The organism is Glutamicibacter mishrai, from assembly GCF_012221945.1.
Lineage (GTDB): Bacteria > Actinomycetota > Actinomycetes > Actinomycetales > Micrococcaceae > Glutamicibacter > Glutamicibacter mishrai.
Genome location: NZ_CP032549.1, coordinates 2,245,451 through 2,259,213, shown reverse-complemented (window position 1 = coordinate 2,259,213; position 13,763 = coordinate 2,245,451). Strand labels below are relative to the sequence as shown.

The window sequence follows — 13,763 nt, the reverse complement described above, 5'->3', positions numbered from 1 at the left end:
CGATGTGAAAGTTTGAACGTTGGAGCTGATCAAAGACCCAGCCTGCAATTACCCCACCTCCGAAACAGTGAACGAAACATTTGAATACGTAGCACCAGGAACAGCAAGAGTCAGATCAGACGAAAACGAATCCACTACCGCTTCCGGACAGCCGTTGCCGGCAGACCACGGCTGCACAGTGTCAGTCCACGTCACCACAGGACCGGTGGAACGTCCTGCGCCATTGATGACCATCTCGACATAGGCCGCCCCGGCGGGTGGCGTCTGAGTTACCTTTAGGCGTTGCCATTGCGTCGAGCCAACAGATGTGGGGGAACTGTAAGACTGAATCAACACGTCGTTGATGTCACGGAAACGCAACTGCACGCGCATCCCCGCCCCCAGAACATAGCCTGAACCAGTGACCGCGACACCCTGTAGGACAGGCACCTTGTCCGGTATCAGCACCACGTATGCGCTATCGGAATTGAAGTAAGACCTCGGCATCACAAGACCCGGCTCAACTTCCACCGACCCAGCACCAACCACCGAACTCGCCGACGGAATTGTGGGGTCACACAGCGACCAATTAGGCGACAACAAATTAGTATGCGGCGCATCAGCCGACACAAAAACAAACGGACCCGGACCCCACGCACCATTAGCGAAAGCAGACAGTGTGGAGTGCTCCGAAGGGTCAGCGAACTGTGCGTTCAAACCCCAAGTTCGCCGGCCAATAGGTCGCGCCTGAGCCTTACGCCGACCTTCCAACGTGGTCGAGAATGAATATCGCTCTTCGGCATCCAACTGCGCTGACGGAGTCGAATAAATGGGGATCATGCGACCCAACGTTCCAAGATAAACAGTCACAAGACCTCCAAAATAGAAGTGGCCCACCCCGAAGGATGGGCCACTTCAACCATTATTTACTTGCTGGCCAACGCAATTTATTGCGCCCGGTAACGTTCGCCTTAGCGATTTCCCGCGAATCGACCTGAAGGCTGATAACCTGCTCACGTTCACGAATAGCAGCAATCAAACGATCAATATCCGACTCCGCGAAGCCACCCTCAACAGTTTGGTTCACAGCCTTAGTCACCGTGTCCCACTGATTAGGATTCAAGATCGCTTCAGGCTTACGCGTCTTGTTCACAATCGTGGAAACACCCGGCTGCAACCAACCACCGTCATCATGCAGGTAAGACATGTAGTTGAACGGAACACCGTTCTTCCACAACTCAGCATGCAAGTGAGGACCAGTAGAACGACCAGTATTACCCGATGATGCGATGCGCTCGCCGGCCTTCACCTTGTCGCCGGGTTTCTTGCCCCAGCCGGACAAGTGACCGTAGTACGACGACATGCCGTTCGCGTGATCCAGCACCATGCCCTTACCGGTACGCCCGGTAACAGCGTTGACACCGATCTTCCGAACAACACCATTGAGCATCGCTCGAACCGCCGAACCAATCCCAACCGCGAAGTCGATACCAGCATGAGGATAACGCCCACGCGAAGTACCAAACCCCGAAGTAATCGGACCATTAGCAGGCTTAGCAAACGAACCAAGAGGACCGTCAAAGTACATGGCAGTATTTGAACCGCCTGAACCCTGAGCTCCCTCATCCTTCTTCGTCGCCCAACCAGTGAGACTGTCAATGACCTTGAACCCAGCACCGCGAATCAGCTCGTTGAAGCCGCCGCCAGGAATGAACGAGGAAATCGACTGCTTCAGTGGTTCCGTGACGGCACGAACACCAGATGCGAGCATGCCAACAGCCCAATCCTTCACCTTGCCGACAGTGTCAGTGACACCACCCCAGATGTTGGACCAGAACCCGCCGATAGGAAGTTGAGATTTCTTCTCGTCATGCCCACCGTTCATTGCAGGCAACGCACCCATAGGCGCTTGCATACCACCACTGAGCATCTTTTGAGTCTCAGTGGCGGTGTACACGTAGCCGGGGCCGGTGTTGATCAGCTCGGGGCCTTCTTCGCCGACGAGCTTCCAACCGTTCTTCATCTGCCCGCCCTTGGCGAACGCAGGAAGATTCACTTCAGGAAGAGTCCAGTCCAACCCGAGTTTGCCCGACATGGTGTTGATCATGTCGCGCAGACCGTTGTTGTAGACCGTGTTGACTACGAAATCAATTGGCTTGTACGCGATCGATTTGATCTTGTCCCAAACCTTCTTGATCCCATCAACACCCTTTTCAAAAGCAGGCTTCACCGTGTCATTAATGAAGTCACCAAGCGCTTGGAACACCGGCTTAATGTAGGTGTTCCAAACGTTCTTGATTCCATCAGAAAGCGACTTCCACCCGGACTTCAAGGCATCGAAAGCTGGCTTGAGAACATTGTCCCAAACCCACTTGAAGAAATCGCCAACAGCCTGGAAAACAGGCTTGATAACGTTGTTCCAAACATTGCTTAGCGCCGGTGCGAGAGTGTCACGCCAGAACGAAATCAAAGTGTTGAAAACAGGCTTGAGAACGATATCCCAAACCCATTTGAAAAAGTCACCTAATGCCTTGAATACGGGCTTGATAACGTTCGTCCAGACATTCTTCAGCGCTGGCGCTAAAGTGTCCCTCCAATACGTCACAACCGCGCCAATTGCAGGCTTCAGAACGGATTCCCAAACCCACACAAAGAAGTCACCCAAAGCCTTGAACACAGGCTTCAGCACGGTATCCCACAACGTTTTCAGTGCATAGAACACAACGCCGAAGTAAATCGCCAAGGCAGACAAGGCAACCTTGACGACCGTCTCCCAAACAGCCTTGAAGAACGAGCCAATCGCAGCAAAAACCGGCTTCAGCGTGTTATTCCAGAAATTAGCTATCGCACCAACAACAACACCGAACACTTGACCGATGGCCTCGAATGCCGGCCTGAGAACACCTTCCCAGATGCCCTTGAAGAAGGTAGCAATCCCGTTCCAAATATTGATGAAGAAGTTGCGGAAACCCTCATTCGTGTTCCAAAGGTAAATGAACCCTGCAACGAGGCCGGCTATCAAGCTAGCAATCAAAATGAAAACGTTAGCCTTCATAGTCGCATTCAGAGCCGCAAAACCACCCCTGAACAAAGCGATAGCCGAAGTAATACCGGCAATGATGCTGGATACTCCACTAAACAAGAAGAACGCTGCCGCAACAGACGCGATAGTTACCGCCAACGGCTTCAACCACGCCTGATTCTGCTGAATCCAACCAGCAAAACTCTGCAACGCTGGCACAGCTTTCTCATTCAAGAAACCAAAAGCCGAAGTCATAGCAGGCAAGAACGCCGTACCAATCGTCTCTTTCAAATCCTGGAACGACGCAGACGCTTTTTGTTGCTTGTTCTGCAACGTGTCAGACTCACGGGCAAAGTTACCCTGAGCATCAGCAGACTGGCCATACAACGCCGACTGAATAGCCAACGCCTTAGACTCAGCATCCAACTTAGGAATCTTGCCAGCAGTAGCCTTATTGAAAGCATTCTCAGCCGAAGTAAGCTTCAACTTCGCAGACTTGGCCTCGTCCGAATCCTTGCCATACTTCTTGACAGTCTCGTTGTACTTGCTCTGAGCGAGACTCATCTTCGTTGCCGCCGCCTCCACCGAAGCAGAGTCAACAACAGGGGCAATGATCTTCTTGTCTAAAGCTTCGGCCTCAAGAGCCGCCGCCGACAGCGTGACACCATACTTCTCAATCGGGTCCATCTCACCCTTGAGAGCGGATGAAATAGCCTCGATAGCTTCCTTAGTGGTACCACCAAACATGGAAGCCATGTCAGCGCCCATGCCGATAAGCCCATTAGTCTTATCGGCGATCTGATCCATGGGAGTACCCATGTTCTTCAACTGGGAGCCTAGAAGCGTACCGAGCTCACGGTACTCATTGCCCGAGATGCCGACAGTCTGGGAAGCCGTGGCCGCCCAATCATGCATCGTCTGAGCGTTATCCTTGAACACTGTGTCAATAGCGCCGATGGACTGTTCAGCGTCACCAGCAAGACCTACAACTTCCTTGACGCCACCAACAACAGCGCCGATAGAGAACCCGGCAGCAAGACCACCAATAGCGCCCTTGAACGCACCAGAGAAGCCACCGCCAGCACGCTTACCACCATCCTGGGCTTGCTTAGTTGCAGAGCTCGTGGCGGTCTTCATGCCCTTGGAAAGCTCAGCCTTCAGTCGCTGGCCAACACCCTTCCAACCCTTGGCATAAGTCTTAGAAGCCGTCTCCGACGATTTAGTAGCCGAAGACAAAGCATCCTTCGACTGCTTCAGCTCAGTTTGCAAACGATTCTGAGCGTCAGCAGCGCCCTTAGTCTCAGCCTCAAGCTTCTGCTCAGCAGTCGCTAAACGGTCAACCGCTGTTAGAGCCTGACTTGATTTAGCGCCAAACTTCTCCGTCGCTTCGTTGACTTTCGCCTGAGCAATCTCTACTTTGCGTTTAGCTGCTTCCTGCTTCTTAGCCGAAGCCTCCGCCTGAGCAACCACACGCTTTTCAGCTATTTCAACATCTTTGGCTAACGCGTCAACGTCAGGCTTGTTCTGATCGAAACCATTAGCGATAGCCTTGCCCATAGACTGGCCAGTTTTCGACGCTTGAGTTTCAGCGCCCTTGAAAATCCCGCCAACCTGCTTAGCGAGCTGGCTAGTTTCAGCCGCGAGAGTTAAGTAACCTGTAGCAAGTTCAACTGATGCCAAAGTGACCCCCATGGCTTAACGCAAGGAAGGCACCGACCATGATTAGTCGGTGCCTTCCTGCTTGATATGAATTTATTTGTCCCAGCCGAGCAACTTCCGAAGATCCTCAATCTTCGACGGCTTGACCTTCAGGACCTCTGACTCTTGCTTCTTATCCCACGGCCTTGGAACAGGCTTAGGAACCTCAGACTTTTTGATCCCATGGCGACGTGACACGACCGCCACAAGCTGACTAATCCCGTCATAGATCCCAGTCGCCACATCAAACATCGGGTTATACCAGAACCAGTCCTTACCATTGATGGCACGCATCAAAGGGTCATCGTAAGGAAGATTGCTGATCACAGCCCAACAGTCGGACCAAGTAAAGTCCTCAGCGGCGATATCCCGCCAACGCAAACCCCGATCAATGAGGGACGCTTCAAACGCGGCGGGATACTCGGTGTGGAGCTGTATTAGCTCGCTGATTTCCCTAAACCCACCGGCTGACCGGCAGTCCAATCCTCAATGAACTCCATCAGTTCTTCCTGGGACAGGTCACGGTACGCTTCAACAGCTTCCTTATCCGCGCCAGCAGAGATCAACCATGCGGAAACGTGCTGCACTTCGCCAGTGTTCATCGCCTCGATAACGCGCAACGGTGCGCTCTCAAGCTTCGGGAAACTGAACTCATCGTCAAACAGTTCCGACTTGAAAGTGACGAATGGGTAAGACTTTTCAACTTTGCGCTCAAACTTGCGCTTCTTCGAAGTAGGCACGGTCAGCCCTTTCAATAAAAGTAATTGGGGTCAGTCAGCGTCAAAAGGTGAACCTGTGCCCGGCGGAGCTGACCAACACGCCGGGCACAGGAAAAATAGGAACCAGTAACTACGGGGTAACTACTGGATCATCAATGAACGAAACAGCCTTCACGCCATTAGCGTCAGGGAATGCCTCAATGGTGACCTCGTAGCGGATCACGTCAGAGTGAACGAAAGTGACATCACCGGAAGTAGTGAGCTGACCATCGGCAATGAATTCGCGCAGATGGGTTTCAGAATCGAGCATGTCCAACACGAACGCCTTGCGTGGTGGCATCTTCGAAGTCTGGTTGACCTTCACCTTGCCGGCAGTAACAGTCACGTTGTCCTCGCCGTGAATCAGCTTCAGCACATCGGCGTTAGCGGACTCCAAGAACTGGAAGGTGTAAGTGATGCTGTGTTCAGTACGGACGACCTTTACAACGTCGCCACCCCATGCACGGATCTTCTCATCCGATGCGTCGGTGGTACGAGTAACACCGTCCTCACCGATATATCCACCCTTGACCCACGCAGGATCAAGAGCAGTAGCAGCATCAGTTGGAGCCGCGATGTCGGAATCGCCGAACAGCAGTCCACCAGTCGCGGTGACCGGCGAGCCAGTCAAAATAGCAGCTGTACCAGTTGCCATGATTTGCCTCCTAAAGGGCATACAAAAGAAGCCCAACCACAAACGTGATCAGGCTTGAAAAATGGTTAGGTTAGATAGCAGTAAACTCGACTGTGGACGCTCTGAAACTCAGTTCCACAGTGAAGGAGTAACCCGGCGTGCGAGTCTCCGAATCCGGTTGAAAAGTAGGCCGTTGCAACGTGCGCAAGAAAATCACGCCCTTCTCCTGGAATGGCCACTGTCGAATAATCGCATGAAGCTTACGCGCAACCTCAGACGCACGCACAGCATCAGGATGAGAAACCTCAACCGTCAACCGTGCATCATCCAAGACCACATCACGCTCACCACGACCACCAGTATCAACAACAGTCACAAGAAGCTGATCCCACGCCCACTCAGGCGGAACATCCAAGAACGGGCCAGCCTCAGCCGGGAGCCACGCCCCCAAATAAGCCATAGCCCGTTGTGTCGGATCTTGAAACATCAGAACGTCCATCAGTCACGCCCCGCATCCAAAGCACGAATCAGCGCATGATTTTTACGATTATGGAAGTGAGCGTGACCCGTAGCCATCACAGACACAGCACCACGAGGATCTTCCAAAACCAGCTCAGTGACCTTATAGCCCATCGCTTCACCGCCAGCAGCCGCAGCAATGTTCTCGGCGCGACGCTTCAAATCCTCACGGACAGCAGGAAGCTTACGGATTTCCTCGAACACCTTCTGATTGAACTTCAACTTACGAGCCATCAACCAGTCACCCGCTTCAGCGTCACAGCATCGCCCGGAGACCACCCAGTAAACGGATTCACCCACGGGCCCTGAGCCTCACCGTCAACACCATAGCGTTGGCCGCGAACCGTAACCTCATCCTGTGCGCTGAAACCAACACCGGCTGACAAATAGATGGTCATCTTAGAAACGACCCTGTACGAAAGCCCCTGAGTCGGCTCAGAGCCAGACCCAGGAGCCACCGCAACACCATGAACTTCAACAGGTGGCGCAAACTGCTTCACCGTCTGATTCAGGGCATTCTTTGTCACGCCAGTGAAACGATGATGAACGACCGTATCCCCATAAGAAAACATTAGAAATACCCATCAAAATCATCATCCGGCGCATATGCAGAGCGGGGGCTGAACCCAGGCGTAAGATTCCCAGACACAACCCCCGCAGGAGCAGGCGTGCGGTACGTTCGGACACTGCCAAGACCAGCAGAGTCATCCATGTCCGCTAGCTCGCCGGGGAGGAACCAGCCACCCTTGGAACTAGCAGACGACCAACGAACCGAAAATGGCCCAGCAGATTCCTGCTCGGCCATCTGGTTCTTCTTGTCGAGGCGACGCTGAATAGAGTCAGCCACAAACACGAGCAGATAATCCAGCAACTCCGCTACTTTGGCCTCACCATAGCGCATCACTAGAAACGCCTCGATAGCGTTGATCCAGCTAGTTACTCTCGGCTTTTCCGCGTCGTTTAGGGGCCGAGCGAGTAGTGGCTCGACCTGAGCCAGTGTCATCAGATGTGCCACTCTCGGCCTCCTTCCAGCCGTTGGAGCGGAAGAAATCTGCAACCTTACCAGTCACAGAAACCTTCCGCCCCGTACCTTCATGCACGAAAACAGCCATCGTTACGGGGTCACCGCAGCCGGAGTAACAGCGGCAACAGGCGCAACGCGTTCGCCATCGTTGCCGACAACATCTGCCAGGGTGTATGCGTAACGAGCGCGGAAACGGAGAGCGACCTGATCGTTCTCAGCCAGATTGACACCGTCAATGGTGGCCTGATCCAAGAACTTCACAGAAATATCGGAACGGATACCGATCAGTGCCAGCGAAGGATCAGCGACCATAGCCATAGCCTTGGTCTTGTCCCACGCACCATTCTTGTTCCAGTACGCATCCAAACCAGCCACGTTATCCACGGAGCCCGGAGCCTGCGACAGAGAAGGCAGGTAAATTGGCGAATTCTGCGCATCACGCAGGTTAGCCAGCTTGTACTTCAGACCACCGCGAGCGAGGAACACGTCAGGGTTAGCGCCCGAATCATCTACGGCCTCGGCAGCCTGGAAGATCGAACCCACGAGATCGTCTTCACCGGTTCCGACCTGGAAAACGTTGCCCGCAGCGGTAGCAGCAGCGAACAAATCCGCAGAAGTCCACGCAGCAGGCTTGTTGGTGCCGAACAGGACCGCGGCATCCAGTGCCTTGCCGATAGCCTGACCACCCAGTGCGGCGGCCTGCGACAGCAGATCCTCAGTAGCGTCCTCAATGTCTTCTTCATTCAGGACAATGATCGCGGCAACTTCAGCAGCGGTGAGAATCTTGTTCTCAAACGAGAACTTGGTGCTTGGCTTGGTGCGCGTTTCAGCGGTTTCACCAACCCACTTAGCTTCTGGCAAAGTCGCCAGAGCAGGCAGGTTCTGAACCTTAGCGCCCATAGGGGCGGTACGGAATGCTCGCAAGACAGTAGAAGTCTCGGTAGCACGGTTGAGCAGAGTATGGTTGTACTCTTCCTCGATCAGCGCCTCAATATCGGCGCGAGTTACAGGTGCCATTTGGCAATACCTCCAAAATAGGAATGGTTAACGTTTTGAGGAAAACTCACGAAGCGCGGCAGCAGCACGGGCCCCCTTAGCGGCAGGATATTCCTGCCCCTTTGGTGAATCGCCGAGCGACGGCTTCAGCTTGATCTTCGGCTTAGACTGTTCAGCCTTCACCAAATAAGGTTTCTCCGTCGCAATCTCAGTCAGACGCGCAGACAATTTGTCCTTGTCCACATCCAAACCAGAAACCACGCCAGAATGATCACCAAACTGCGCAATAGCGTCAGTTGGATCATGAAACCCAGCCACAATCGCGGCAGCACGAACTTCGGCATTGAAAAGCTTCTCTGCCAGTTCAGATTCAGCCTCAGTGCGGGCTTCGGACTTCGCCTGAGACAAGGAAGCATCAAAACCGCTTACCTTGTTCTTCAGATCGTCGTAATCCGCATACTTGCGATGCGTGCGAGCCACCGCAGTATTGATGATCTTGTCCAGCTCTTCCTGAGAAGCAGGAGGAGTGAACACCGATTCATTCGATGCTGCAGGATCGCCAGCCGGCTCAACCGCGGCAGGTTCGTTAGACATGAGTGTTTCCTCGATTCATCCGTAAATCCGTCGATATTCCAGCGAAAACAGTCGCTGTCACTGATCACCCTCAACGGGTAGTTCTAGGCCCCTGAACCCATCCACGGCCTTCTGTGCGTTAGCCTGGATAGCTTCTGGGAGGGACTGCGAACCGTTCGAACGAACATGCTCGGCAGCTTCAATCGCGTCACTCTTAGACCAACCAGGAATGAGAGCGAACAGCATTTCAAGTGGCGCACCAACAGTCGCCAGCTTCACAACCGCATCACTGGTCTGCGCCAAAGATCGGGTGGACGTGTCGCGCCAGTGGATCTCCGCAGCTGTGTCATCGGCAGCGTCACTGCCAAGGATCGCGGCAGCTGAACGCAAGGCAAGTTCATAACCCTCACCCATGACAACCTTGTGATCGTCAATGTTGCGGAAGTAACCCGACTCGGCAGCCGCGATACCTTCAGCAGACATATTCACCACAGAACCCAATAGGTAATGCGGAGGAACTTGGCACACAGCTGACAAATGCTTGATATGGGTGTCAACCGAGCTGGAAACCTTATCCAAATCCGCTGCAGGGAAAGAACCGAACTTCGTTAGCGGGTCCGTCGAGTGAAGCAGGGAATCCACAGCAGGACGTATCAGCGCATTTCCGTCCGCGTCGGTAGCAATAGAGCCACCAGCCATGTTCTTCTGAGGGAAAGCGCCATAGCGCTGCACCATCTGCAAGGTGAAAGTTGCGTCAACGATCCGCTTGTAAACAGGGATCGCCGGCTCAATTTCCGACTCCGGGTAGCCGTCAGTAGCGTAACTATTTGGAACCATCGCCACAGGCACAAAACCAAGATCATGCCGGGTAACGTCCATCTCGCCGATATGCTCAGGATCTCCCTCGAAACGGTAAACCGCCTCGTTATCGACAGCCATCCACTTCTTGTCTGCGACACGATGCAGCACCAGATCAGGGAATTCGTCCCACGGGTCAGCCTTTGACATAAAAGTCCGAGTCGCTGACAACGGGCGCATAACCACGCCGCCACCAACAGCAGGCAAAGACAGGACAAACGAATAACCGAGCCCGATAGCCTCCCGCGTAACCTGACCCTGCCGGCCATCCATCCCATTCTCCTGCCACGCATCTAACCAAATGTCGTTATGCGTGTACCCATCAACGATGAGGCCTTGAGCGATGCAATCGCGAACAAAGCGCAACCACGGAGAACGTGCCTTACGGAACAAATCCCGGTATTCAAGGTCAGCATTCTCCGGCATCCACGTCTTGTTCAGACCCCCATCAATGTTCTTCTGCAACCAGCGCAGCCGCGCCCACTCTTTACGAGCATCTCGCAGAAAATCACCACGAATCAGGCCAGCCAATTCATCGGCAGTTTTAGCCACAGTCTCACCTAATCCCTCTAATGACGGCCTCAACCTTCGGAGGCGCAGATTCAAACTTCTTCACAGCCCAGAAAGCGAAAGTCACCGACTGAGCCTGAGTAATTGGTTCGGCTGGGTCCACCTGCTCCCAGGTAGTCCCGCCAACGAGCGGACGGGTCCCAGCGTGCGCGAACGACTCACGCAATCCAACCTCGTCATAATGAGCGACTTGACCCGAATTCCAAGACTCAATGAACAAACCGAACGCGCCAGCGATCTCCGACGCATTCAAAGACATGTAAGGGATCTGCAAAGCATCAATATCAGTCAAAACCGGTGCACAATTCTTAGAATCCAGAGCAACAATCGACGGTTGATACTTGTTCTTGAACTCAAGCAACTTCGCAGGAACCCACAAGGTCTGAGTCGCAGTATGCAAAGTCCGAACAGCGATACGCCCATCAGTAAGGCGTGCAGCATACGAAACAGTCGCAAAACCACCGCCACGACCAAGATTCACCGTCAAAGCGCCACCAACAGGAAGCGGAAACTCGCTCTCAGAAACAACCTGATCCGCCCAAAGCGCCAAATCCATGTCGTGAAGGACAACCTCAGCTTCAGGCCGACGAGCAGGCCAAATCGACAGACGCTCCATACCGAAATCTTCAGCATTAGGCGACTTATCACGTTCCAACTGCTCAGCGATAGTCTCAAGTTCGATCAAATAACCCGCAGAAGGGTTAGCTTGCATCCAAGCGGCCTCGTCAGACTTGTCAATACTGTCAGCAAGGTCCGGATCTTCAGCGCCAGTAGGGGACCACTCAGCCCACCCAGTGCGCGGAAAAGCTTCAGTATCACGTCCACGATCCCGCAAACCCTCGAACACTTCAGAATCATTCACGCCATCTTCGGGAACAGTCCCAGCGAACAATTCCTGCCGATTCTTGATCGTCGTCTGCGTATAAGAGATCGCCTTATACGCCTGACGGCTAAATTCCTGCGCCTCATCATAAATCACGTTCGAAGCAGTAAAACCACGGCCCGAGTTCTTGGAACGGGCCACGAACCGGATACGATCCCCACGCTTCTGCCCCTTACGAGGCTTCAACGTGACACCCTCCTGCCCATTCGCCGTATAAATATGAGCAACACGAGCATCCAACTGAGGAACCGAACGAATCACAGCCTCCAACTTCTGAAAAGCCTCATCGTTCGTCTTCGTCTCATGCGAAGTATGCAAAATCGTCTTATGAGCACCATTAGCCCGCGGAAACATGAACAAATGCGCCAGGTCGTAACCCAGCAGGATCTCACCCTTACCGTTCTGACGGGCAACAAGAGCACCAAACTCAGTCGCAGCCCACGCACCAGAAGCGTCATAAGCAAAAAGCTCACCCATGACGCCCCGCTGCCACTGCAACAAGTTCACGCCACACATGTCCAAGAACTGGCAAACACGCGGCCCATGCGTTCCAACACGCTCAGGAGACTTAAGAATTCGCGGCGTTTGGGAACCCAACAACGTTGCCGCCGTCGAGGAAGCTGTCAAAACTATCGGCCTCCTGCTTTTCCTCGCCACGAATGGCCTCTAGCTCTTTCCAAACCTCGCGCAGCTCCTTGGTGAGCCCAGAAACGCGAGTAGGGTCTTCAGCAACCGCATATTGGATCGAAGCCCACAAGACCTCACGAGCACGCTCCAAGTCGTTCTCACGAGAAGGCATCTCAGGCACCACAACACCCCCAGGAGCCGACTCAGGCGACGGTTTACGCGACTCATCACGCTGCCGACGCTTCGACACTGTATTAGCTCGCCGGCAAGCATCGTCAACCGGCTCCTTATTGCGTAAATGACGCTCATAAGCAGCCTTCGTACCGCACGGCGCAGGAGGTTTAGGCATCGCTATTCCCCTATCAGGTACTAATCAGGTACACCGAACAAAATGCGGAGAGAGAAACGCCAAGAGCGGCCCGGGACGAGGCAGTTGGCGCGACCTTGGGGTGTACCCCCACCCTTATCCGGCGGGGCGGATGTTGGGTTGTGTGGTCGCGCCTTTGGTTGCGTTGCATTTGCGGTGCATTGGTTGGAGTTCTTGGTTGTATAGGTGTCCGCCGTTTGCGATTGCTTGTGTGTGGTCGGCGGTGAATGCCATGGCGTTGTTTGGTGGGAGTGTGTAGTCGATTGGTTGTCCGCACCATGCGCATGGGAGTTGTTTGTTTCGGAGGTGTTGGGCTTTGCGTCGGTAGGCTCGGTGTCCGTGTCCGTTGCGCTCTGTTGCCATCGTTCACCACCTCTTGTTGCTACCCGCGTTGGTTGTCCGGTTCCAACGCGGGCGGCGGTTGCTGGATCGTTACCCGGTCGCAGCGCCGGGCCCATCGTTGGGCTTAGCGGATCTACATAGCTACGCGGTCCAGGTTGTTGTGCGTAAACATCGAGTTTCGCAATACAATCGCTGCGCGCTCCGCCTCTTCAATGGAAACGAATGGGCCCGCTTGGTAGTTCTTTCGATTGTGCATGACCTGTACCCTGTACATTTTTCCATCTTGAGTACGTGAGACGCCTAGAACTCCTGTCGTGCTATTCCTGTTCGCGCCTGACCTATTCTCATTATTTTGTTTATCAGTTGCCAGTCGCAGATGGCTCGGGTTGACGCATCTCTTATTGTGGCAAACGTGGTCAATAGAAATCCCAGTTGGGATCTTGCCTTTGTGTTCTTGATAGGAATAGCGGTGAGCAAGCAGAAGATTGTCGTTCTTCTTGATCACTCCATACCCACGGCTGTTTATAGCGCCGGTCCAATCCCAGCAGGTTTCGGTACGTTGAATTTTCGCCCAGAACCTATCCTGAAAGGACTTGCCATTACCCATGTCGCGCAGTCTAGTTAGCGGTTTACCTGCATCAGATTGCCGGCGGTGGGATGAACATAGTCCGCGAGCATGATGCTTCTTGTCGCATCCTTCAAAGATGCAGATCTTCTTCTACTTCTCCTAGGTACACGAAAGCCCCCGACGTAGGAGAACGTCAGGGGCTTTCTGGCCTCGGGAGCTACCCAAGGATTCTATGTAAATTTGATCGGGCAGGTCTATCCTCGGGTTGTTGAAGACTAAGCGTGTGCTTACTCGCAACCGTCTTGGGTAGCCTTCACTCATTGGAGTGTTGACCCGTCGTGCGCT

15 protein-coding genes are annotated in these 13,763 nt (G+C 53.7%); all 15 read right to left on the bottom strand.

Translation table 11 applies throughout. The features are described from left to right. Positions 1-48: 48 nt before the first annotated feature. Positions 49-510: a hypothetical protein gene (locus D3791_RS10715; RefSeq protein ID WP_172512188.1), complete on the bottom strand. Its 462-nt coding sequence runs from the start codon at positions 508-510 to the stop codon at positions 49-51. Between the two features lie 391 nt (positions 511-901). After that, on the bottom strand, positions 902-4,681 hold the full coding sequence (locus D3791_RS10710; protein WP_172512187.1) for a peptidoglycan DD-metalloendopeptidase family protein: 3,780 nt from the start codon (positions 4,679-4,681) through the stop codon (positions 902-904). Positions 4,682-4,753: 72 nt separating this feature from the next. Continuing rightward, positions 4,754-4,993 carry a hypothetical protein gene (locus tag D3791_RS10705; RefSeq protein ID WP_172512186.1) on the bottom strand — a complete coding sequence of 80 codons (240 nt, stop codon included), beginning with the start codon at positions 4,991-4,993 and terminating at the stop codon, positions 4,754-4,756. 143 nt (positions 4,994-5,136) lie between these two features. After that, positions 5,137-5,454: a hypothetical protein gene (locus D3791_RS10700; RefSeq protein WP_172512185.1), complete on the bottom strand. Its 318-nt coding sequence runs from the start codon at positions 5,452-5,454 to the stop codon at positions 5,137-5,139. A 94-nt stretch (positions 5,455-5,548) separates the two neighbouring features. Beyond that, complete coding sequence (locus D3791_RS10695) at positions 5,549-6,112, bottom strand: phage tail tube protein (RefSeq protein WP_172512184.1); 564 nt, start codon at positions 6,110-6,112, stop codon at positions 5,549-5,551. Positions 6,113-6,182: 70 nt separating this feature from the next. Next, positions 6,183-6,590, bottom strand: coding sequence for a hypothetical protein (locus tag D3791_RS10690; RefSeq protein WP_172512183.1), 408 nt, complete (start codon positions 6,588-6,590; stop codon positions 6,183-6,185). Continuing rightward, the gene (locus D3791_RS10685; RefSeq protein WP_172512182.1) at positions 6,590-6,910 is read right to left on the bottom strand and encodes a hypothetical protein; all 321 of its coding nucleotides are present in this window, start codon (positions 6,908-6,910) and stop codon (positions 6,590-6,592) included. The genes D3791_RS10690 and D3791_RS10685 overlap by 1 nt, the downstream gene beginning before the upstream one ends. A 271-nt stretch (positions 6,911-7,181) precedes the next feature. After that, positions 7,182-7,625 carry a hypothetical protein gene (locus D3791_RS10680; protein WP_172512181.1) on the bottom strand — a complete coding sequence of 148 codons (444 nt, stop codon included), beginning with the start codon at positions 7,623-7,625 and terminating at the stop codon, positions 7,182-7,184. Between the two features lie 99 nt (positions 7,626-7,724). Then, complete coding sequence (locus D3791_RS10675) at positions 7,725-8,651, bottom strand: phage major capsid protein (protein WP_172512180.1); 927 nt, start codon at positions 8,649-8,651, stop codon at positions 7,725-7,727. Positions 8,652-8,678: 27 nt separating this feature from the next. After that, positions 8,679-9,224, bottom strand: a complete 546-nt coding sequence (locus D3791_RS10670) for a hypothetical protein (protein ID WP_172512179.1) — start codon at positions 9,222-9,224, stop codon at positions 8,679-8,681. Between the two features lie 57 nt (positions 9,225-9,281). After that, the gene (locus tag D3791_RS10665) at positions 9,282-10,613 is read right to left on the bottom strand and encodes a phage portal protein (protein WP_172512178.1); all 1,332 of its coding nucleotides are present in this window, start codon (positions 10,611-10,613) and stop codon (positions 9,282-9,284) included. A 4-nt stretch (positions 10,614-10,617) separates the two neighbouring features. Beyond that, complete coding sequence (locus D3791_RS10660; protein WP_172512177.1) at positions 10,618-12,021, bottom strand: terminase large subunit; 1,404 nt, start codon at positions 12,019-12,021, stop codon at positions 10,618-10,620. Positions 12,022-12,082: 61 nt separating this feature from the next. Then, positions 12,083-12,313: a hypothetical protein gene (locus D3791_RS10655; RefSeq protein WP_172512176.1), complete on the bottom strand. Its 231-nt coding sequence runs from the start codon at positions 12,311-12,313 to the stop codon at positions 12,083-12,085. A 291-nt stretch (positions 12,314-12,604) separates the two neighbouring features. Further along, positions 12,605-12,871, bottom strand: coding sequence for an HNH endonuclease signature motif containing protein (locus D3791_RS16925; RefSeq protein ID WP_172512175.1), 267 nt, complete (start codon positions 12,869-12,871; stop codon positions 12,605-12,607). Positions 12,872-12,983: 112 nt separating this feature from the next. Then, positions 12,984-13,457 (bottom strand): HNH endonuclease signature motif containing protein, encoded by a 474-nt coding sequence (locus D3791_RS10645; RefSeq protein ID WP_172512174.1) that lies wholly within the window; start codon positions 13,455-13,457, stop codon positions 12,984-12,986. Positions 13,458-13,763: the final 306 nt, after the last annotated feature.

Bases quoted from the DNA above. Each gene is read 5' to 3' on its own strand.
- D3791_RS10690 (WP_172512183.1), bottom strand. From the start codon at position 6,590: ATGGACGTTCTGATGTTTCAAGATCCGACACAACGGGCTATGGCTTAT.
- D3791_RS10705 (WP_172512186.1), bottom strand. From the start codon at position 4,993: ATGCGTGCCATCAATGGTAAGGACTGGTTCTGGTATAACCCGATGTTT.
- D3791_RS10655 (WP_172512176.1), bottom strand. From the start codon at position 12,313: ATGCCTTCTCGTGAGAACGACTTGGAGCGTGCTCGTGAGGTCTTGTGG.
- D3791_RS16925 (WP_172512175.1), bottom strand. From the start codon at position 12,871: ATGGCAACAGAGCGCAACGGACACGGACACCGAGCCTACCGACGCAAA.
- D3791_RS10670 (WP_172512179.1), bottom strand. From the start codon at position 9,224: ATGTCTAACGAACCTGCCGCGGTTGAGCCGGCTGGCGATCCTGCAGCA.
- D3791_RS10695 (WP_172512184.1), bottom strand. From the start codon at position 6,112: ATGGCAACTGGTACAGCTGCTATTTTGACTGGCTCGCCGGTCACCGCG.
- D3791_RS10675 (WP_172512180.1), bottom strand. From the start codon at position 8,651: ATGGCACCTGTAACTCGCGCCGATATTGAGGCGCTGATCGAGGAAGAG.
- D3791_RS10645 (WP_172512174.1), bottom strand. From the start codon at position 13,457: ATGGGTAATGGCAAGTCCTTTCAGGATAGGTTCTGGGCGAAAATTCAA.